The sequence below is a fragment of the Armatimonadota bacterium genome (assembly GCA_020354555.1).
GTDB lineage: Bacteria > Armatimonadota > Hebobacteria.
Genome location: CP070648.1, coordinates 2,781,782 through 2,803,652 on the forward strand (window position 1 = coordinate 2,781,782; position 21,871 = coordinate 2,803,652).

Annotated in this window: 18 protein-coding genes; 2 read left to right on the forward strand and 16 right to left on the reverse strand. The window is 67.2% G+C overall.

The window, feature by feature from the left end:
* Positions 1-141: 141 nt before the first annotated feature.
* The 16 genes from JSV65_11420 to amrS form a co-directional block, all read right to left on the reverse strand.
* Entirely contained in the window at positions 142-1,137 is a 996-nt protein-coding gene (locus JSV65_11420) for a TIM barrel protein (GenBank protein ID UCH33187.1), read from the reverse strand.
* Position 1,138: 1 nt separating this feature from the next.
* Positions 1,139-1,933: a sorbitol-6-phosphate dehydrogenase gene (gene srlD, locus JSV65_11425; GenBank protein UCH36761.1), complete on the reverse strand. Its 795-nt coding sequence runs from the start codon at positions 1,931-1,933 to the stop codon at positions 1,139-1,141.
* A gap of 29 nt (positions 1,934-1,962) precedes the next feature.
* Entirely contained in the window at positions 1,963-3,732 is a 1,770-nt protein-coding gene (locus tag JSV65_11430; protein UCH33188.1) for an alcohol dehydrogenase catalytic domain-containing protein, read from the reverse strand.
* A complete protein-coding gene (locus tag JSV65_11435; GenBank protein UCH33189.1) occupies positions 3,732-4,511 on the reverse strand; it encodes a class II aldolase/adducin family protein in 780 nt (259 codons plus the stop codon). The genes JSV65_11430 and JSV65_11435 overlap by 1 nt, the downstream gene beginning before the upstream one ends.
* An 83-nt stretch (positions 4,512-4,594) precedes the next feature.
* Positions 4,595-5,335, reverse strand: coding sequence for an SDR family oxidoreductase (locus JSV65_11440; protein UCH33190.1), 741 nt, complete (start codon positions 5,333-5,335; stop codon positions 4,595-4,597).
* 68 nt (positions 5,336-5,403) lie between these two features.
* Positions 5,404-7,665, reverse strand: a complete 2,262-nt coding sequence (locus tag JSV65_11445) for a dehydrogenase E1 component subunit alpha/beta (protein ID UCH33191.1) — start codon at positions 7,663-7,665, stop codon at positions 5,404-5,406.
* A 252-nt stretch (positions 7,666-7,917) separates the two neighbouring features.
* Positions 7,918-9,165, reverse strand: a complete 1,248-nt coding sequence (locus JSV65_11450) for a neutral/alkaline non-lysosomal ceramidase N-terminal domain-containing protein (protein ID UCH33192.1) — start codon at positions 9,163-9,165, stop codon at positions 7,918-7,920.
* Between the two features lie 227 nt (positions 9,166-9,392).
* The gene (locus tag JSV65_11455) at positions 9,393-11,498 is read right to left on the reverse strand and encodes a hypothetical protein (protein UCH36762.1); all 2,106 of its coding nucleotides are present in this window, start codon (positions 11,496-11,498) and stop codon (positions 9,393-9,395) included.
* Between the two features lie 212 nt (positions 11,499-11,710).
* Entirely contained in the window at positions 11,711-12,892 is a 1,182-nt protein-coding gene (locus JSV65_11460; GenBank protein UCH36763.1) for a nicotinate phosphoribosyltransferase, read from the reverse strand.
* Between the two features lie 34 nt (positions 12,893-12,926).
* Positions 12,927-14,018, reverse strand: coding sequence for a family 10 glycosylhydrolase (locus JSV65_11465; protein UCH33193.1), 1,092 nt, complete (start codon positions 14,016-14,018; stop codon positions 12,927-12,929).
* Positions 14,015-14,872 (reverse strand): rod shape-determining protein MreC, encoded by an 858-nt coding sequence (mreC, locus tag JSV65_11470; GenBank protein UCH33194.1) that lies wholly within the window; start codon positions 14,870-14,872, stop codon positions 14,015-14,017. The genes JSV65_11465 and mreC overlap by 4 nt, the downstream gene beginning before the upstream one ends.
* 167 nt (positions 14,873-15,039) lie before the next feature.
* On the reverse strand, positions 15,040-16,083 hold the full coding sequence (locus tag JSV65_11475) for a rod shape-determining protein (protein ID UCH36764.1): 1,044 nt from the start codon (positions 16,081-16,083) through the stop codon (positions 15,040-15,042).
* 2 nt (positions 16,084-16,085) lie between these two features.
* Positions 16,086-16,736 (reverse strand): septum formation inhibitor Maf, encoded by a 651-nt coding sequence (maf, locus tag JSV65_11480; GenBank protein ID UCH33195.1) that lies wholly within the window; start codon positions 16,734-16,736, stop codon positions 16,086-16,088.
* A gap of 118 nt (positions 16,737-16,854) precedes the next feature.
* Positions 16,855-18,519 carry an AarF/ABC1/UbiB kinase family protein gene (locus JSV65_11485; protein ID UCH33196.1) on the reverse strand — a complete coding sequence of 555 codons (1,665 nt, stop codon included), beginning with the start codon at positions 18,517-18,519 and terminating at the stop codon, positions 16,855-16,857.
* 82 nt (positions 18,520-18,601) lie between these two features.
* Positions 18,602-18,973, reverse strand: a complete 372-nt coding sequence (locus JSV65_11490; GenBank protein UCH33197.1) for a hypothetical protein — start codon at positions 18,971-18,973, stop codon at positions 18,602-18,604.
* 14 nt (positions 18,974-18,987) lie between these two features.
* Complete coding sequence (gene amrS / locus JSV65_11495; GenBank protein ID UCH36765.1) at positions 18,988-19,968, reverse strand: AmmeMemoRadiSam system radical SAM enzyme; 981 nt, start codon at positions 19,966-19,968, stop codon at positions 18,988-18,990.
* A gap of 315 nt (positions 19,969-20,283) precedes the next feature.
* Here amrS and JSV65_11500 point away from each other — a divergent pair, with 315 nt between their 5' ends.
* Positions 20,284-21,087, forward strand: coding sequence for a carbon-nitrogen hydrolase family protein (locus tag JSV65_11500; protein ID UCH33198.1), 804 nt, complete (start codon positions 20,284-20,286; stop codon positions 21,085-21,087).
* Positions 21,088-21,139: 52 nt separating this feature from the next.
* Positions 21,140-21,871: hypothetical protein (locus JSV65_11505; GenBank protein UCH33199.1), on the forward strand; the 732-nt coding region annotated here is incomplete at its 3' end.

Here is a 21,871-nt window from a genome sequence, read left to right on the forward strand (position 1 = left end):
CGAAGAGCTGGCCGATGAATGATCTGCCGATGTTACCCGCGCCGAATTGAACGAGCTTCATGGGCGATGCCTTCGGGCGTCGCTATGTGATTCCTCACGACACGTCGGCCGCTCGGAATGACGCAGGCATAGGGCTGAGGCTCAGAACGTGATGTCGAGGCCGCCCGCGGGGACGAACCGTCGCAGGTGCCGCGCCGATTCCGCTAGCTCGTCGAGCAGCTTCTCCTCCGTCTTCGTCGAACCGGGAATGATCTCCCCGATCAGATATGTGTGTTCCACCGGCGCCAGCACATCCGCGACAGCGCTCGATGCGGCCTCCTTGTGCGACCGCTCGATCGCCGCGAGCACCTTCTCGATCCGCACGTGACCGCGCTCGTTGTACTCCGGCGTGAACGGCCAGTGGTGACTCGCCTCGCGCGTGGTCTGCTGCAGGTGGATGATTTCCGCGAATGCGCCGAAGCGCTCGACCCACGCGACGTAATCGGTGTCCGGGCCGCTCAGGCCGTAGTGCTCGCCCGCCTGATGACCGACGTCAATCGTCAGATACACCGGCGCGCCGGGGCGGTCGCGGTTGACCTCGACCAGGAACTCCCGCGCCTGGTCGAGCGTCCACGGGATCTCGCTCGGGATGTACATCTGCTCGTTGTAGATCGCGGCAATGCCCTTCTTGGCGGCGGCGGCTGAGAGTTCGCGGAAGGTCTGATAGTTGTTGCGGAACGCCCACTCCGTCCGCGCCGGATCGCTTAAGGTTTCGATCGAGAAGGCATCCCAGTGGCCGCCGATGCGGTCCGTGCCCATGGCGAGCGCGAGGTCCATGCAGTCGAGTATCCATTGCTTCATGCGTTCGCGGACGGCGGCGTTGTTGTGCGACAGCCCGTGGAAGCGGTGCGTCGCGACGCCGGTGTAGATGTCGGTGATGGTGACGCCGTGGCGCGCGGCGGCGTCCCCGATCTCGCGCGCGGCGGTGAGTTGATACTCGCGGTCGCCGCTGAAGAACGGATCGAGGACGTCGCCGCAGAACTCGTGGTACGCGAAGCCGACCTCGCGCGTGAGGCGCATGAAGTTGTCGGGCTCTTCCCAGCGGCGGGTGAGGAACGCGCCGTTGATGCCGATGTCGAGGTGTACTTTGCGCGCCATCTTAGCGCATCTCCTGTCCGCCGGTGACGTTGATCGCCTGGCCTGTCATGTAGGACGCTTCATCGCCGGCGAGGAACACGACGACATTGCACACGTCGTCGTACGTGCAGCCGCGCCCCAGCGGCACCTGTTCTTCGTACTTGCGCCGCACTTCCTCCTTGGACATCCCCCAGCGTTCCGCGTACTGCTCGTACAAGCTGTCCACCCACAGCGGCGAATCGAGCAAGTTCCCGGGACAGACCGAGTTGACGCGGATGCCCTCGGGCGCGAGTTCAAGCGCCAGGCTCTGAGTCAGCCCGATGCCGCCGAATTTGCTCGCCGCATAGGCCGAGTTCTTGAAGCTGCCCTTCTTGCCCGACTTCGAGTTAATCTGGATGATGACGCCGCTGCGCTGCTGCCGCATGACCTTCGCCGCCTCGCGCGCGCACAGGAAGTATCCGACGAGGTTGACCTCCATGACTTTGCGCCAGTCCGCGGCCGCGAACTCGGCGACGTCCCCGGCGATGAGGATGCCCGCGTTGCTCACCAGGATGTCGAGCCGGCCGAAGTCGTCCACTGCCGCCTTGACCGCCGCGGCGACTTCGTCCTCATTGGTGACGTCGCAGCGCGCCTCGAGCGCCCGCGTGCCGTGCTCGCGCTCGATATCCCCGGCAATCTTGCGCGCGCCATCCCAATTGATGTCCGCGACGACGACGCGCGCGCCCTCGGCGGCGAGCCGATGTGCGATGGCCGTCCCGAGCCCCTGCGCGGCCCCGGTGACCATGGCGACGCGATCGCGCAGGCGTTGACATGTCACCGTCGGTTGGGTGTGAGCGCATTCCTCGTTCACCGAGCACCTCCCTCCGCGCGGCGCGGCAGCTTGAGGCGCAGCAGTTCGGTCTCCGCCTCCCGCGTCCACGTCTCCCCTGGGCCGAGCTTGGCGTACACCTCGGGCAGCCTGTCGCGCAGGTCGCCGAGCGGGGTCAGCGGCACGCCCTGGATGTGCGGGAAGATGACGACTTTGCCGGGGAATCCCCCCGCCTTGACCGCCTGCAGCCCGTCGCGCACGGAGCGCATGTCGCCGATCGCCGCGACCGACGAGTTGGGCGACAGCTTGCCGGCCTCCGTCGCGCGCAGCGTGTACTCGAGGTCGGCGATACGCGAGCCGCTGCTGCCCACCCAGCGGACCTTGCGCAGGCACACCTCCGATAGGTCAAGCGTTGCCGTGGTTCCTCTGGCGAGGCCCGCGAAGATATTGAGCGAGCCCCCGGCCGCGAGGTGCGCCGCCGCCTGCTCGATGAGCGCGGGCACAGGCGCGAGCACGATGATGTCGGAGAAGCGGTCCGGCGCCGCCCGTCGCAGCTCGCCGTCGAAATCCGCCGCCGGCAGGTTGTTCGGATTGAGCACGATCAGGCGCTTCCCGTGCTCAGCAGCGGACACGCCGACCTTGGCCTCGAGCGCGGACAGGCGCTCGTCGTCAACATCCGTCGCCACGATCACCTGGGGACCTGCAGCGCGCTCCACCGCTCGCTGCACGTGCATCTGCCCCATCGGGCCGCCGGCGCCGATGAACCACGCCGGCCCATCGCCAAGCTCGCTGTCGCGGACGCCGTACGATTCCGCGATGTCCGGGCCTGCGCCGCCCACATAGTCCGTGTCGTCATAATGAATGCGGCCGACGTCAATCCGCAGCGGGCGGGGGAGGGGTTGGCGCGAGACGACATTCATGACGCCGCCGATGGCGAGCAATCCTGCCGCTGCCTCGATCAGCTCCGGGTCGCTCGATCCGAGCACGATTATATCGTCGAAGCCGTCGGCCGCGTGCTGCTCTCTCAGCGCCGCGACTGCGTCGGCATTCGCCGCATCCGCTTCAATCAAGTCGGATTCGAGTTCCTTCGTACGATCGCGCAGCCAGGCCATGAACGCGCCGCCGACGTTGGCGACGACAACCGTGGCCGGCGCAGATTGCGAGTCCATCCCCCGCGACAGAGCGTATTCGCCGCAGGTCGCGTCAGACAACGCCAGGAAGAGCGTCGTGCCGGCGGGCTTCAGGCCCCCGCGCGGCTTGATACGGTAAGATGCCTCGACGCACGCCCACGGCTCGGTCAGCGCGGCCTCCGCGTAGCCGATATGCGTCCTAACCGGGATGAGGTAGCAGCCCTCGTCGCCGTCAATGATGCGCTCGCCGATCACGCTATACTGAGTCATGCCGCCGGGCAAGGCGTAACCGTACGCGCGCGCCTCGCCGCGGAAGATTGCGTCGGCTTGAACGATGTACCTGTCGCCGACGCGGAACCGGTCGCGCACCTCCGAGCCCGCCGCCGCGATGGTCAGGCTGACCTCGTGTCCTGGGATCACCGGATCGGCGGATAGATCGCGGCCGTACACGCGCGGATGCTCGGCGCCCAACCCGATCAGCTTGGTGTCGCTGAAGCACAGGCCGAGGGCATCAACCCGCGCTAGCACCTCGCGCGGGCCGGGCTGCGCGAGCGGCAACTCCTCCGGCTCGCCGTTGCGGCCGAAGGCATCCATCCCCGCGCCGTGCAGCCGCCACGCGAGGGTCGTGGGCGGTACACTCCCGGCCTGTGTGGCAGGTCCGGCTGCGGGATCGCTCATCACTTGTCACCCGTCAGGCCGCGGCGCCGATAGTGCTCATCGGGGCGGGTGTAGATACGCGCCACATTCTCGCGGCTCAGGAAACGCGGGCCGCCGAAGGCCGTCGCGCCGATGATGATACGCGCCGTCTTGACCCACGTCGCGGTGATCGCTTCGACCTGGGTGGCCGTTGCGCCGAGCGCAATCAGCCCGTGGTTCTGCAGCAGGATGGACTGCGGCCGGCAGCCGTACTCCTCGATATACCGCTGCGTGTGCTCGCGGACAGCGCGAGCCAGCGGCACTCCGGGATCAACATAGTCAACGAATACCGGCGCGACCCCGCACACGACGATTTCATCGGGATAGATGCGCCCGCCTATCGCCTCCTTGCCTTCCTTCGAACAGAGAACGGCGTTGACCGCGGTGGGATGAGTGTGCCCGATGAAGTTCACCCCCTCGAGGCCGAGCAGATAGGCGTGGAGCAGCGTTTCGACCGAAGGTCGGCGGGGCAAGGCGGCGTCAACCATCGCCTCGCGCAGGCCCTGTGCGACCTGGGCGTCGGTGAGGTCGCCTGCGTCCAACATTTCGATCACCTTGCCGCGCCGCACTCCCACGAAGCCGTCTTCCGCGATACCGCACAGGCTCACGCCGCTCGCCTTCACATACATCCGATCGTCGTCCACCCGCGCCGACGTGTTCCCCTCACCGAGGATCACGTAATCGCACTCCGGATCGCCGAGCGCGCGCGACATCGCCACCAGTTGATGCACGATGGACTGCTCGTCGTTGCTGACTGCCATCGCTCCTCCCACGCGGAATGACACAAGCCTCGCCACGCCGCTCCCTGGCCCCGGCCTGCGGGACGGGCGGCCCGGATTCCCGCCTAGTCCACCCCAGCCGCGAACCGTCGAATCACCACCTCATCGACCGCGACCTGCGGCGAGAGGCCCGCGATGAATAACGCCAGGCGCGCGATTTCCGCGGGTTCCATCCATTCCGAGGCATCGAGATCGGGCCGTGCCTGCGCCACCAATCGCGTGTTGACGCCGCCCGGACAAATCGCGGTCACGCGAATGTTGTGCTCCTGCAATTCCCACGCCAGCACCCTGGTCAGGCCCACGACGCCGAACTTCGATGCGACATACGCGCCCTGATTGTAGTATGGCCTCTTGCCCGCGTTGGATGCGATGTTGATGATCGTCCCGCACTTTCGCTCGACCATCGCCGGGGCGAAAGCCTTGCAGCACAGGAAAACGCCGCGCAGGTTCACGGCGATGATGCGATCCCAGTCCTCGGTCTCGGTCTCGATCACCGGCGCTAGCTTCAGCGCGCCGGCGTTGTTGACGAGTATGTCCACCGGGCCGAGGTCGGCAGTCACGCGTTCGGCCAACCGCCCCACCTGCGCCTCGTCGGACACATCGCACGTCAGCGGAAGAGTCCTACGCCCAAGCGCGCGCACTTCCGCCGCGACCGCCTCGACTTCGCCGGCCGTGCGCGCGCACACCGCGACGTCGGCCCCGCGCTCGGCGAAGGCGAGCGCAATCGCTCTTCCGATCCCGCGTCCGCCCCCGGTAATCAGGGCGATCCTGCCCGCGAAGCTGCTCTCCATGTCCGACGCGCTCATCTCGGTTTCCCGGCTCATACCGCCGACGGCCTGCCGCAAGCACAGCGATACCACAACCGCTCAACGTCTCACGACCCCACGGCCGCCAGAACCGCCCTAGCGATCTTCTCCGCGGTGGGCAGGTTCTCGGTCTCCAGGGTCTGCGCCATTGGCGGCGGCACGTCGCAGGCGGCGACGATGCTCATCGGCGCCTTTAGCGCATCCCATGCGTTGGCCTGCACCATGTACGCGACGTGCTGCGGATAGGAACCGGTCAGCGGCGCCTGGGTCACCAGCACCAGGTGCCCGGTCTTGCGCACCGACGCCAGCACCGTCTCCAGGTCGAGCGGGATGAGCGTCCGCAGGTCTATGACCTCAACCTGGACGTCGTCCTCGGCCGCCATGTCCGCCGCTTCGAGCGCGAGTCCCACGTTGCGCGAGTACGTCGCGACCGTGACGTCCTCGCCCGGGCGCACGACCGCCGCCTTGCCCAGCGGCACCGTGTATTCCTCCTCCGGCACCGCGCCCTTCTCGGTGTAGAGGAGTTGATGCTCGATGAACATCACCGGGTTATCGTCGCGGATGGCGCTCTTGAGCAGGCCCTTCGCGTCGTACGCGCTCCACGGCGCCACGACTTTCAGGCCCGGGAACATCGTGACCACGGCTTCGAGACTCTGCGAGTGCTGGCCCGCGTAACCCTTGCCGCCGCCGACCGTGGTGCGCACGACCATCGGCACCTTCGCCTTGCCGCCGAACATGTAGCGGACTTTCGCCGCCTGGTTGCCCACCTGGTCCATCGCGAGCAGGATGAAGTCTATGTACATAATCTCGGCGACCGGCCGCAACCCCGTCATCGCCGCGCCGGCGGCCGTGCCCACAATCGCCGCCTCGGATATCGCGGTGTCGAAAACACGCTCGCGACCGAATACCTCGATCAGCCCGCGCGTCACCTGGAATGCCCCGCCGTAATCCGCGACGTCCTCGCCGTAGAGCACGACGCGCCGGTCACGCATCATCTCCTCGGTCAGCGCCTCGGCGATAGCGTGGCGGTAGAGGATCTGCCCTTCGCTGTCGCGCTTCACCTTTGCAGGCTTCTTGTAGGTCTTCGTAGTCGCGAGGTCGGGGCTGATGTCGTCGGAGGTCGTGTCGGTGAGCAGCCCCTCGTGGATGGTGCAGGCCTCGGGATCCTCGGACTCGCCTGCGGTAACGGTCACCTCGCGAATGGCATCGCGCGCGCGCTCCCGGACGGCGTCGAGTTCGGCTTCGTCAGCCACTTCAGCCTCAAGAAGCTGCCGGCGCAGGCGGTCGATCGGATCTTCGGCTCGCCACGCTTCCTCTTCCTTCTTGGTGCGGTACGTGGTGCGCATGTCGCTCAGCGAATGGCCCATGTATCGATACGTGAGGCATTCCAGAAGCACTGGCCCCTCGGCGCGGCGGCACAGCTCCGCCGCCCTGGTCACGGCGTCGCGCACCGCCAGCGCGTCCATGCCGTTGACCACCTCGGCGTGCATCGCCGCGTCGTTGTAGCCTGCGCCGCGCCGCGCGAGATGGTCGATCCCGGTCACCTCCCACACCTGCTGGCCCGTCATGCCGTACTGGTTGTTCTCGATGAGGAAGATGACTGGCAGGCCGTTGCTGAACTGCTTCATGCAGGCGAAGTTGTAGGCCTCGTGGCAGATGCCGTTGTTGGCCGCGCCGTCGCCGGTGATGCACAACGTGACCCTGCCGTTGCCCAAGAGGTGGCTCGACAGCGCCGCCCCGACGGCGATGCCGTACGACCCGCCGACGATCGCGTTGGCGCCGAGGTGAGCGACGTTGAAGTCCGCGATGTGCATGCCGCCGCCCCGGCCGCGGCAGTAGCCGCGCTCCTTGCCCAGCAGCTCGGACATCGTCTGCAGCAGATGGAATCGCTGCGCCTCGTGCTGAGCGTTCTCCGGGGGCGCGCAGACGCCCAGGAAGTGACACAACTCGTCGGGCGTCATCGCGTCTATCGCATAGGCGCCCTTGGCGATGGAGTGGCCATGGCCGCGGTGAGTGCTCGTGATGTAATCATCCGGTCGCAACGCCGACATGGCGCCCACCGCGACTCCCTCCTGGCCCAGAGAGAGATGCGTCGCGCCGACGAACCTGAAGCCTTCGAGCGGGGCGAACCGCGCGTTCTTGAGGTCAACGATCATCTCCTCGAACGCGCGGATGGTTTCCATGCGTTCGAGCATGAGCAGGACTTGCTCCCGCGTCAGGCCGGCCGCCATCTCGTCGGCGAGCGTGCGATCATGGGCGAACTCGCGAATGGCGCCGAGCTCAATCGTCCCTGGGGTAAAGTCCGGCAGTACGTCAACTTCCTTGACCATCTACATCCTCCGGGATCAATCGCCGCGTGGTGCGGCGCGATGTGTCGTTGCCCGACACGGAGGGATCGCGTGTCGCGATCCGCAGTCCGCCCAGGGAATTGTGTTCAACGCAGCGGAACGGCACTCCTGCCTCGTACCGCCCTCGCGGCCCGCCAGGCCGTTACGGGAGACCGCTGCGGCGACCATCGGACGGACGCGCCGGGGTCTCCCGTGCTGCCGGTGCCTCAAACTGGGCGCCTGAGCGAGGCCGGCCTACGCGCCGTTGTTCGCCTTCTCTGCGAGTTCCACCAGCTTGCTCTGCGTCAACTCGCCGAACTTCGGGCCGAAGAGCGAAATCGTTCGCTCGTATCCGCCCTTCTCCTTGCCGGGCCCGAAGTCGTAGTTGTACTCCGCCTCGGTCAGGATGTAGCCAAGCTGATCGTTCGCCAGCCCGACGAAGAAGGGCGTCTTCCCCGACTTGCGCAGTTCGTCCTTGACCCCGCGGCCGATCTCCGAGATGCACTCGCCGGGAACCGCGACGAGCAGAGCGTTATCGAAGGCCATGCTCATGTACGGCCCGGTGGCCTTCGGCATGAGAGGCATGGTGGCAGGCGGCAAGGCAACGTCCTCGTAGGCTGTCGTGACGGTCACGTCGGCGTGCGGCTCGATGGCGCTGCGAATCTCCAAAGCCTTCGCCGCAAGCGCTTCGCCGAGCGCCTTGGCGCGCGCGTACCGGTCGCCAGTCGCCTGGGTCGGGTTGCCTGGAGACTGATCCCCCTGCGCGCCATTGAAGAAGATGGCGGGCACGCCCAACTCCCGCTGGACGCCGTCATAGACCCCGCGCGGGAAGTCCGCGCTGATGAGCACGGGCTCGCCGCCGATCACCGTCGCGTGCGCCGCGAAGTTGACCACGACGGCCAGCGGCTTGCCGGTCGCCGCGTCAACGCGAATCACGCTCATGGTCTCGTCAATCAGCCCGTCGTCGTGGCGGCGGTTGCGGCACGCGTTCTTGATCGTTCCCTCAGCGGCGCCGATGACCGCCGGTTCGAGGCGCGAATCGGCGGTGACGATCGCTTCAACGATTGCGGAAGTCACCGCATCGAGAACGTCCTGACGGAACTTGCCGAAGAACATCTCGAGCGCGGGCACCGGGTAGAGGTGTCCGGGCCCAGAATGGGTGTGTGTCGCTGCCAGCAGGAGATGGTCGGAGGCGATGCCGGTCTTCGCGATCCCCTTGACCGCCGCGGTGCGCATCTCCGGCCCGATGCCAAGGACATCAACCCCGACAATCGCCACCTTGGCATTCCCGTCGTCGAGCACGAGGGCGTGAGCGCCGATTGGATCGTGAATGCTCTCGTACGCAATGCCGGCGCGGTCGCCGTAGCCGCACGTGGCGGCGCCCTCAGGAACGTTGATGTCCACTGCCGCCGCCCCGGCGCGCAGCGGGCCGGCCTGGGCCGCGACCAAGCCGAGCATTCCGATCAGAGCGACGATAATCGCCAACCATATGACGCGTTTCATGTGAAGAGACTCCTTGAACGGCTTTGGCGCGTGTGCGCCTTTGAACTCGGTGTACCAACTTTTCGCCGGACTGACCAGCGGCGAGGTGTAATGGGGAAACGAGTGGGCTCGGCGAGTGAATGCGGCGCTGTGGCAGAGGGCTGGCGAAAACAGATTTCCGCGACGGGTGTGTGCATCCAGTCACGGTAGGGCCACAGTATGTCCACTCGACGGGGCATGCCGTGCCCCTACATCTCAACGTGCACCGTCACCCCGTCCGGCAGGTTCTCGTAGCGCAGAAGCAGAGTCTTGCTGCGCGAATGCCACTCGCGCTCGAAGGGGTGATCGGCCCCCGCGCTGTCAAGGATGCTCACGCTCTTCGGCGGCGCGGGAAGCGCGATGCGTGTGCTCGCCGTCGTCGCCGCGGGCCCTTGGGAATGGAAGGCAACCTCGCCCTGACGACTGCGGACGTCGGTGACCCGCGATGCCGAGGCCAGCACCGTCGGGCCGCCGCCGGGCTCGAACGCGCGCAGCAGCGCTACCTGCCCCGGCGCCAGCGTCTTGCGGGCGCCAACGCGAAGCATCGGGTCGAGCAGATCCACCGTCCACCGACGTATCATGACCCGCTCGCCGGTGCCTTCGTCGAGCGCAGCGGCGATGACATACGGGCCGCGATCGAGCTTGAGGTAGTTCCGCTCCCGCCACTCGCCGAGCCGGGCGGCATCCCACGCGCGGCGCAGGACTTCGAGCAGCCGCTCCGGGCCGTCCGCGGAGCGCGCGAACGAGACGGGATGCTCAAGTGCCATGCCAACCACGCCCTTGCCACAGCGATGCGTGCCCGCCGTCGGGGTCAGCCCAAGGCCGAGCAACTCAAAGAGATGGTGCTCCGGTCGATCATAGCCCATCGGCTCAGTGTTCCACCACTCCGGCACGGCATGGTGCGGGTCGCTGCCGTCGCCGACGTACACAAGTGCCCCGCCCGCCTTCACCCACCTCGCCAGCGCCTGATGGGCTTCCACCGACGGCGGCTTCATCAACTCATAGCTCAGCAGAAGCAGCCGGTACGGGGCAAGATAGCCCTTGCGATGCGCATGTTCCATCTGAACCGGATGCACCGGTATACCGCGTTTGAGCAACGGCAGCGCCAGGCCGTAGAACGAATTCGGGTCGGTGGGCGACGGCTCCCCGCGCTGGAACATCATGGTGTCGGACACCAGTACCCCGACGCCCGGCGTCCCGCAGTCCCACGCGATTTGCTCTTGCTTCATGTCGTTGAGCGCGTTGATAATGGTCAGGACTTCCGTCGCGTAGTCCGCGGGGATGCCTTCTTTCCGTTCGGCCGGACCTTGGCCGCGCTGCTTCACGTCCACCTTCGGGTAGCGGCCCTGGAAGATGCGCCGTGGCCACGGCATGACCTCGAAACGCCAGACATCCGGGAAGAGCAGCGACGCCACCACCGTGCGCTCGTAGTTGGCGCCGTAATCGGCCCAGCTATGCTCCGGGTTGTCCTCTACCGGGTCGGCGAGATACCACATCCGCTTGCCGGTCGCACGGACCAGATTGTGCAGCACGCCGTACTCCAGAAACGCGGTCTCGAACGTGCGCTCGCGCGCGACGCCGCGATACAGATTCGGCGTCCGCGCCGTGCCGGTCCACACCTGACCGATGTAGCCGTCGCACGAGTCGAGGGCGGCCAGGCTCGACTCCGGGCTGACGATGCCCCAATGCGCGTAGTTGAGCATGCTGTGGGTGGGGACGTAGCAGGCGATGTTTTTGCCCCGCTCGCGAGCGTACGACTTCACATGCGAGAAGATCCCATCGAGGCAGCGGCGATAGAGCGCGTACTTGAGCTTGCTCGCCATGTACTGCGCGGCGGGGGATGAGTGCGGGGCTTGCCACGGAGTTCCGTAGTAGGCCTCCCATTCGCGCCGGAAGGACGGACTGTAGCCGCCGGCGACCCAGAACTCCGGCTCCTCCATATGCAGGGCGAGCGCGCCGGCATCCACGACCCGCTCGGTACGCTGCTTGAGCATCTCGGTATAGGGCACCGTCGGCACCATGTAGTACACGTCGCCGCCGTGCGAGATCTTCTCACCGTCGCGGCGGACCTGCGCGTCGTCGAGATGCTCCTGACCGTCGAACTTGCCGTAGAGATAGTCCTGATAGGATCCCCACGCGACGCCTGTCATGACGTGCACGCGATAGCCCCGGTCGCGCCATCCCGCCAGGCGTTCGGGCAGCGAGTCGTCAACGCCGTACACCATCGCGACGTCTGACTTGATGTCTATCCGGGGATTGTACGCGGCGCCGCTTTGAAAGCTCGTGCGCTCGTCAGCAGATGCGAACATGGGAATCTCCCCCGCGACGGCGGCGTCAGTCGTCGTGGCCAGGGCGAGGAACATGAGTACGGCGGCGATCAACTCGTGCCTCCCGCGCGAGCACGGCGATCGTGTCGGCGGGCGGCACACGATCGTAGGGTCACAGCCCGCCCCGGCGGGTGAACATGGTGTGCCCATGGAGGGGCCCCGTCGCCGGCGCGGCGGCACGTCAAGCGTCCAGTCTGGTCTCACGCCCTCGGCTCCAAGGGCCACCGCCCACTGTGCAGGCGTTCCAGCACCTGCTGTCGCAGGGCCTGCACGGGCGGCAAGTCGCGCACGATCTTGCCGGGTTCCGACAGCGGCGCCAGCATATTCCGAGCCTCACCCCCGCATCCGCAGCGCATGTCCGCCACCTTCGCCGCCGGCACGACGCGCCGCTCGCCGCACGCCGTGCACGCCAGCAGAGCCTTGCGCCCCGAGGGCTTGCCGCGTTTGGCGAACGGCTGCCCTTCGACCTCAACGATGTCAAGCGCGAAGTTGATGACGGGCGCGTTGCTGATGCTCGTGCCGACGCCGAAGCCGTCCGCCAGCGGCGCAAGTTCCATTATCTGCCACTCGTCGAGCCCGCCGCTCACGAAGATACCGACTTTGTCGTGTCCGCGCAGATCCAGCTCCCACCGCACCTCGCGCAGGATCGCCGCCATGTCGCCGCGGCGCGAATCCGGCGTGTCCAGCCGCACTGCGCTCAGCCTGTCTCCAAGCGCCTCCGCCGCCGCCAGCGCCTCGAACTTCTCATCGCACAACGTATCCACCAGCGCCACTCGCGCGACGTGCGGCGGCGTCACCTTATCGAACAGCTTGAACGCTTGCGCCGCATCCCCCACCACCAGCACCAGCGCATGGGGCATCGTCCCGACCGGCTCCTCGCCGATGAGCTCGCCGCTCTTGACCACGGCGACGCCGTCGCATCCCCCGAGGAATGCGTTGCGCTCGACCATCGGCGCCAGCGCCGGATGCGTCCTGCGCGCGCCGAAGCTGATGACCGTCTTGTCGCGCGCCGCGAGCTTGCATCGCGCCGCCTTCGTCGCCACGCCGGACGCCTGGCACAGCAGACCGAGCAGCGGCGTCTCGTACACGCAGAACTCGGTGTATTCGCCCTCGACGGTGAGTACGGGCTGGCCGGGCTGAAAGAACTCGCCCTCCGCCAGGCAGTTGACGGTCGCGTTGAGTCCGCTTACGAGAGCCGCCGCCTCCTCAACACCCGCGAATACCGCCCACTCATACCCGCGCGGCAGACCCGTCGCGCGCACCTCGGCGAGCACGTGCTTGCGTATCCCCTCGTGCCGCAGCACCTCCACGGTGCGGGCGAAGTAGACGTCCGTCACCTTGCCCGCCTTGATCTCTTCCTCGCTCGCGAGATGGAAGCGCAGTTCCTCGGACTCCGCCATCAATGCCCTCTGCCGCCTACCACGCCCCGAGTTCGCGCAGGATGGCCCGCCGCTGGTCGAGCGAGTCGCGCGCCCACAGCACAAATCCGGGTAGTTCGATCTCGGCGACGACGGCCATCTGCTCTCGCGCTGAGAGGCCGGCTGTGGGCTCGATGAGCGCCATTGCCGCTGGACGCTCCGAGCCGAACGCCGCGCGAAGCTGCGCGCGCGCTCGCACCGGGTCGCGGTACCGGATGCCGCGCGGCAGCATGTGCTTCGCCCAGCCCTGCGAGACCCACGTCCGCCAGTCCTGGCGCACGGGGTCTGCGGTGCGGTTGTCATAATACGCCGGCTCGACGACTGCGAGGACGACCCCGGTGGGCTCGCCGCGGGCGAACGCCTCCGCCGCCGCCTGCGCGACCTCGGTTATCCTTGCCTCTTGCCAACCGACCAACGCCTGCACGAGGTTATCCGGGGTCGCGTAGCCGAAGAGGTCCACGTCCAGGGGATCGGTGCGCCGCTCGTCGAGGTACAACTTGCGATCCGCGTCCGCGTAGCCGAGGAAGTCCACCCTCGACCACCGCGCGAAGTCGAGCACGACGCCGTCGAAGTCATAGCGCGAAGCGAGTTCCGAGACGAGTTCGACGAGCAGTGATTTGACGCGCGGCTCCGCGGGAGAGACGAACGCGCCCGGCCTGCCGGGTTCATCCCCGATGATGCGCCCCTCGGCCGTGCGCTCCAGCCACTGCGGATGGCTCGAGACAGCGGGGGAGGGGCTCCCCGACGATTGCCAGTAGAGCAGATCCAACGCGGCCACGGCGCGCATGCCGCGCCGGTGCGTCTGGCGAGTGAGCAGGGCTGCCGGGTCGGATCCGACGTAGGCATCGTGCTGGGGGAAAATGCGGCTGGGATAGACAGCGCGCCCGTCATAGAAAACCGGCATGACAACCATGTTGAGGCCGGCGGCGTCAAGTGTGCGCACGACCGACGGAATGACCGCCGTGGAACTCGGGGGCGAGATCCAAATGCCGCGCACCGAGGGCACGGGCTGGGCGCGGACGGCCGCGATCGCCCACAGCGCGACCGCCGCGGCAAGGACAGCGCGACGATAGTGGGCTCGTTGCTTCACTTGCGCAGCACCAGCACTTCCTCGAGCCGCGTGAGGTCCACCGTCGGCTCCACGCGAGCGGTCTTCATCGAGGCCGTGTCATCGCCGGTCACGCTGATCACGGTGCCGATGAGGACACCCTTGGGGAAGATGCCGCCCAGACCCGACGACACGACGACATCGCCCGGATGCACGTCGGCGTCCAGCGGCAGGTAGTTGAGCCGGCAGGTGTCACCATCGCCGGTGAGAATGCCGGCATCGCGCGATCGCTGGATCATTGCCCCCGCGGAGCTGTTGTGATCGGTCAGGGGTATGGCGACGGCGGTGTGGGCGGAGGCGGAATAGATGCGCCCGACCAGCCCGGCGTGCCCAACCACGGGCTGCCGGGGGCGGACCCCGTCCGCACGGCCTTTGTTGATGATAATGGCCGTGGGGCCGCGCGACAGCTGCCTCCCGATGACACCGGCGGCGATGCACGGTTCGGGCATCTTCGCCCGGACGTCCATCAGCCCGCGCAAACGCTCCGCCTCCAACGCGGCATCCTCAAGCGCCGCAGTGCGCCGACGCATCTCGGCAAGTTCGATCCTGAGCTGGCGGTTCTCCGCCGCGAGCTCACCGGCTCTCGGCAGCACGGCTGCTGCGTCGTTCAGGCTTTGGCCGACTACGGACAGCGCGCTGAGCAGCGGGGCCGCTGAGGTGACGAGACTGTTCTGGAGCGCCATGCTGCCCGGCGGCTGCGACGCCTGCCAGTATCCGAGCAGCGCCGATGCTGCCAGATATGCGGCCAGGCGCACCAGGTCGCCGCGGCGCGGCCGCAGCGTATGCGAGTCGTACCGGGCCGGTGCCCGGCCCAGGCTGGTCCGTGTGGTGCTCATGCTTCAACCAGGTGCGCGGCTCTTCGACCGAGCCCCGGGACGCTCATCAGGTGGGCACGGAAACCGCGCGAGCATTGGGCATGTGGATGCCTGCGAGCCCTCCTCGTGAAGGCGCGCGCATTGCATCAAGCCGCCAGTCGCTTTCCGCCGCGCGCCGTTCCCGTGGCCTACGACGGGCCGGAGCCGTCAAGCGCCTGCCGCATCACGTCCAGGTTCTCCAGCACCAGCCCGGTGCCCATGACGACGCACGTCAGCGGGTCGTCAACCAGGTGCACCGGCATGCCGGTCTCGTGGGCGATCAGCCGGTCGAGCCCGCGGAGGAGCGCGCCGCCGCCAGTGAGCACGATGCCCCGCTCCATGATGTCCGCCGAAAGCTCCGGGGGTGTCTGCTCCAGGGTTAACCGCACCGCCTCGGCAATGCCCGCGACGGGCTCCTGGATCGCCTCTCGAATCTCGCCGGAGCCGACGGTGATGGATTTCGGCAGCCCCGTCATGAGGTCGCGCCCGCGCACCTCGCACGTGCGCTCCTCCGCGTCGGGCCAGGCGCAGCCGATCAGGATCTTGACCTGTTCCGCCGTTCGCTCCCCGACGAGCAGATTGTGCGCGCGCCGCATGTAGGCGATGATCGCTTCGTCGACCTCGTCGCCCGCGGTGCGGATGGAGCGCGAGGTGACCATGCTGCCGAGCGAGATCACCGCCACTTCGGCGGTGCCGCCGCCGATATCCACGATCATCGAGCCGGTCGGCTCGCCGACCGGCAGCCCGGCGCCGATGGCGGCGGCCATCGGCTCGCTCATCAGCAATGCTTCCCTCGCGCCGGCGCGCAGCGTCGCGTCCTTGACCGCGCGGCGCTCGACCTCCGTGACGCCGGACGGAATCCCGATCAGCACGCTCGGATGCACCAGCGCACGGCGCCGATGCACCTTCGTGATGAAGTACTTGAGCATGTGCTCGGTGATGTCGAAGTCGGCGATCACGCCGTCCTTGAGCGGGCGGATGGCGACGATGTTCTCCGGCGTGCGACCGAGCATGCGCTTGGCCTCTTCGCCGATGGCGAGGATGCGCCGGCTGTTTTGCTCCACCGCGACAACGGACGGTTCGCGGAGCAGGATGCCTTTGCCCCGGACATGGATGAGCGTGTTGGCGGTGCCGAGATCCACCCCCATGTCCCGCGCCCAGCGTACGAACAGCCCTCGCCACGCACGCGCCAAGCTCATGGCTCAGCCTCCGCCGCGCGCCCGTTCGCAGCGCGCGACGCCTCCCATACCGAGATTCCGAAATCCCGCAGCATCTCCACCAGCCGCGCCACGGGCAGCCCGACGACGTTGGAGTAGCAGCCCTCGATTCGCTCGACCAGCACCGCCCCGCGCCCCTGTATCCCGTACGCGCCGGCCTTGTCCATCGGCTCGCCGGTGGCCACGTAGCCCTCGATGTCATCCCGGCTCAGCCGGCGGAAGGTGACGCGCGTCGCCTCGTGCGCGGTGCGCCGCCGCCGCACCGACCCATCCTCAACCTGCACGAGCGCCAGGCCTGTGTACACGTCGTGGGTGACGCCCGACAGGCTCGCCAGCATCTCCCGCGCCTCCGCCGCCGAGGTGGGCTTCCCCAGCACGCGGCCGCCAACGACCACGACCGTGTCGGCGCCGAGCACGAGTCCGTCCCGGACCCGTGCCGCAACGTCCTCGGCCTTGGCCAAAGCCGCCTGCTCGACGAACGAAGCTGGATCCCCAGGTCTCTGCGCCTTTTCCTCACTCACGCCGCTGGGCTCGACCCTGAAGGGCAGCCCGATCTGCTTGAGGAGGGCCTCCCGGCGCGGAGACGCCGACGCCAAGATGATTGGCACGTTGGTGGATGGGTTCGCCATGAAGTAGGGCTATCCTCTTCACGGGTCGGCCATGGTGTAGCGGCGGTAAGACGAGACAACAGCCCGCTCGAAAGGCGCGGCCCAGGACTCAGTTCAGCAGGAATCGGGGGGGCTGGAATCAGCTTCGAGGCGCGAGGATGCCGGCGATGAACAGGATGATGGCAAGTCCCGTCGCCGCCAGCACGGGGATGCCGACCCACAGCTTGGCCGCCGCCGGCCCGACCGGGGACAGCAGGAAGAGCGAATCCGCCACCACCAGCGCCGCCAGGATCACCGAGAGCGCGATGCGGCTGGACAGCGCCGCCTGGTGAGCCAGCACGCGCTCGCTCTCCTCGTCGCTGATGCGCACGCGGAGCGTTCCGCGGCGCAGTTCGCTCAGCACCTGATTGATGCGTTCCGGCAGCGCGCCCAGGTTGCGCGCCATGTCGCGGCCGAAGTCGGCCAGTTCGTCAGCGATGTAGCGCGCGCTCGTGCGCTCGCGCCGCAGTTGCTCGGCGATCGGTGCGGCCGCGTCATCGAAATCGAAGTCCGGATCCAGCTCGTGGCAGATCCCCTCGGTTATCACGAGCGCCTTGCCGAGGTGCGAGAACTCCCACGGGACCGGCGTGCGATGGGTGGACATGAGTTGGACGACGCGAATCAACAGCTCGCCCAGGGGGAACTCGCGGCGCGGCAGGAAGTAGTACCTCGTGAACAGGCGCCGCAGGTCGTGGCGCAGTCCGCTGACATCCTGATGTTCCCCCATCATCCCCATTTCCGCGATCTCGTCCAACGCCGCCTCGGTATCCTGCCTCGCGAGCGCGAGTATCAGGGCGATCAGTGATCTGCGGAAACGCTGGTCGAGACGCCCCATCGTGCCGAAATCCAGCAGCACGAGCGTGCCGTCCTCGCGCACCCACACGTTGCCCTGATGCGGATCGCCGTGGAAGAACCCGTCGACGAACACTTGCTGGAGCATGCACTGGGCGAAGCGGCGCGCCAGATCGGGCAGGTCTATGCCGAGTTCGCCCAGCTCGTCCACCCGGTCAATACGCAGGCCGTTCACGCGTTCCATCGCGAGCACGCGCTCCGTGGTCAGCTCCCACACGACTGCCGGCACCTGCACCCACTCGATGGCCGACAAGTTCTCCCGCAGCCTTTCCGCGTTGTAGGCCTCAATGCGATAACGCAGCTCGTCGCGCATGATGGTCGTGAACTCCGCCGCCAGGGCCGGCAAATCGAAGCGGCGCAGCGCGCGCGACCGCACGTGCAGGAAGTTCGCGGCATCCCACATGATCGCGAGGTCGGTCTCGACCAACCTCGCAATGTCGGGGCGCTGCACCTTCACGACTACGGCCCTGCCATCCCTCGTCGTCGCCCCGTGCACCTGGCCGATAGATGCGGAAGACAGCGGCTCGGGCTCGATTGACCCGAACAGCTCGTCCGGCGGTCGCCCGAGTTCGGCGCACACTTCGGACTCAATCTGACGGTACGGAACCGGCGGCGCGGCGTCCTGGAGCTTGCGTAGCTCAGTGAGGTACTGTGGCGGGAGCAGATCGTGGCGGCTGCTCAAAACCTGCCCCAGCTTGGTGAACGTTGGGCCGAGTTCGCCGAGGGCCATGCGCAGGCGCTCGGCGGGCGACAGAGGATGATCGCGCCCGAGCAGGCGCGTCCGCCACCGACTGACCGGGATGAGCCGGTCGAGCCCGAGCTGGATCGCAACGTACCCGAATCCGTACTTCACGAGGACCCGGGAGATCTCGCGAAGACGGCGCAGGTTGCGTAAGCCTTGGTAGAGACGCATTGATTCACCAGGCGGGCCGGGCGCGGCCGCGCTCCGAGGCCCGACGGATTCACGCCCTCATGCCTCTAGCGCGAGGCTGCGGTCACGCGCTCCGCTCGTGGGGCGGATTACTCCCCGTCGCCCCGGCGTCGAGACGATCGAGGCGCTGCTGCAGCTCTGCGATGTGAGCCCGCGCTTCCCGCAGCTCCGAGCCGCGCGCGAGGTCGGCCTTCTCGATGGCGCGCTCCACCGTTTCCTTGACCAGCGTCTCGAGCCGCTCTTTCTGCTCCTTGCCGCGCTCCATGATGCGGTTCAACAACTGGCGGCCCTCGTCTTTGGTCACCTCGCCTTTGGCGACGAGTTCGTCTATCGCCTTTTGCGCCGCATCCTTGGTCAGCAGGAGCGCCCCCAGGCCCAGGTCAACGGTCCTCGCGAACAGATCGCGCCACGAGAGATGCTCGGCTTCAGACCTCATATCGTTCTCTCCTCTCAGATGCCTGTGATGTTGATCTCCGCGTCGCAGTGGGTGCATTTGCCATCCCTGATTCCCGTCACCCGCGCCGAGAAACCCTGACGCGCGATCACGGTTTCACCACACGAGGGACATTGGGTGTCCTCTCCCCCGGCGTCCATCACGTTGCCGAGGTAGACGTAGTTCAGCTTCTCCGCGGCTATCCGATATGCTTTCCGCAAGGTCGCGACGGGCGTCGGCGGCGCGTCGAGCTTGTATGCGGGATGATAGCGCGAGAAGTGAAGCGGTATCGCCGGGTCGAGGCCGGCGACCCAATCCACGAGCGCGCGCACATCATCCTCGCCGTCGTTGTACCCCGGTATGATAAGATTCGTCAGCTCCACCAGGCAGCCGGCCGCGTGGGCGATCTCCGCGGTGCGCCGCACCGGCGCCGCCCTGCCCTTGCACAGCGTGCGGTAGAAGTCGTCGCTGTAGCTCTTGACGTCTATGTTCAGCGCGTCTATGGCGGGCAGGAGTTCGCGCAGCGGCTCTTCGTTGATGAACCCGTTCGTCACCAGCACCGTCTTCAGGCCGCGTTCGCGGGCAAGCAGCGCGGTGTCGTGGACGTACTCGTACCAGATCAGCGGTTCGTTGTAGGTGAAAGCGAGGCCGACATTGCGCGGCTCGCGCTGCGCCATCTCGACCGCCTGCTGCGGCGTCAGCGTGCGCGTCGGAACCGCCTCCTGAGAGATCTGCCAGTTCTGGCAGAAGTCGCACGCCAGATTACAGCCCAGCGTTCCCAGGGACAGTATCCACGAGCCGGGATGGAAGTGATAGAGCGGCTTCTTCTCTATCGGGTCGAGATTGACCGACGTCACCTCCGAGTAAGTGAGGGCGTAAAGCGTGCCGTCGCGCTGCTGCCGGACGCGGCAGACGCCGGTCTTGCCGTCCGCGATGCGGCACTCGTGCGGGCAGAGGCGGCAGCGGATGCGCCCGTCCGCGGGCGGATCGTAAAACATACAGACCTTGCTGTTGTGCTGTGACGCGTCGGTCACGATGGTATTCCCGCCGCCGCACTGGTGCTGTGCCGTGATTATACCGAAGCGCGGTCGGCCGAACAAGCGCTCGATTGTGCCGCGCGCGCCCCAACCGCGCGGGTCCGGTGCGAGCCCGCTTCCCCTGGCGGCTCGGCTCGCGGCGCAACGCCGGATGTCGCCGTCGGCAGGATGTCGGTCGCCGGCGCTTAAGAGCTATGATGTCCGGAGCATCCGCCGCGCGGAATTACGATACGACGCATCCGCAAGCTTCGACTGAGCACCTCCAGTCGAATGGACATGAAGACACCGATCAAGGTCGCCGTCTGCCAACTCGACACGCGCATGGGCGCGACACGCGACAACGTCGCGCTGGCACTACGCATAGCCGAGCGGGCAGTCGCAGCGGGTGCTGGCTACTTGCTTTTTCACGAGAACATGGTGCACGAATACCCGCCCAATGCTGCCGATGCGGCGGAGCCCGTGCGCGGCGCGGTCACCGACCGCTTCGCGGCGTTCTGCTCGGACCACCGCGTCCGTCTCGGCTTCGGCATGACGATGCGCGCCGCGCCGCGACCATTCAACGCCGCGATCTTCATCAACGCGCGCGGCAAGATCGCGGCGACGTACGCGAAGCGCAGCCTAGTCACCCGCGCCGCATATGAAACCTACATGGCCCGGCTTGAGGGCCGGCCGATCGATATGACGGGGCACGAACGGCTGCTCGAAGATGAAGTGTTCCAACCGGGCACAGCGGATCTCGTCTTCGATTGGGACGGCATCCGCGCCGGAGTTCTCATCTGCGCCGACACCGGACGCGACGACTACTGGGCCACGCTTGCGGCGCGCCGGGCGGCCGTTCTGTTCTGCCCCTTCAACAACCCGGGCCTGCGTCTCTACCATCCCAGGATCTTCGACCAAATCAAGGCGCTCGGCGGGTACTTCGTGGGGGCCAATCGCGCTGGCTCGTACCCGATGGGATTGCCCGGGCGGGGACAGAGCTTTGTCGCGGATCCGATGGGCAACGTCATCGCCGATTGCGGCGGCGGGGTCAACACCTTTGCGGTAGCCGACCTCTCGCTTGACGCCGACGGGAGGCCATGAGCCGGTCGTCTGCACACGCCGCGCGCCCGGCGGAATTAGGAGTGGAAACCTGATGACACTCTCCTACGGATATCTTCCCCTCTTTGACCCGCGTCATGGGCGGACGGTGATCGAACCGCTCGAGCCGGGAACCGGCTGGTGGGCGGGAGCATGCAGCGCCCTGTGGGATGACGAGCGGCAGTGCTTCTACCTCTACTATCGGCTCCGCCGCCCGCGCGAGTTGGGCCGCGGCACGGACTGCCGGATCGCGCGCAGCGCCGACGGCGTGCAGTTCGAGGACGTGTGGGCGGCGACCAAAGGTGACCTCCACGCGGAGTCCGTCGAGAAGGCCGGCCTCGTTAAGACGCCGGACGGCCGTTTCCGTCTCTACATCAGCTACGTCACTCCCGAGGAAGGCAAGTGGCGCATCTCAATGATGGAAGCAAGCCGGCCGGAGGACCTGTCGCCGGCCGCCGCACGGCCGATCCTCGGGCCGGAAGACATCGGCGCGGAAGGAGTGAAGGATCCGGTCATCCTGGCCGTGGGCACGGGGTGGTACATGATTGCTTCCTACGCGCCGACCCCGCAGGCGGCGGACGACCACGCCGCCGAAATGCACGCGACGGCGGACATCTACGCGACCGGCATCACGAAATCACACACCGGCCTTGCGGTAAGCATGGACGGGGTCAAGTTCCACTGGCTCGGCGACGTGCTGTCGCCGGGCGATGGGTGGGACGCGTACGCCGCGCGCGTCAGCGCGGTCGTCCACCGGCCACCGCTGTTCGTCGCGTTCTACGACGGC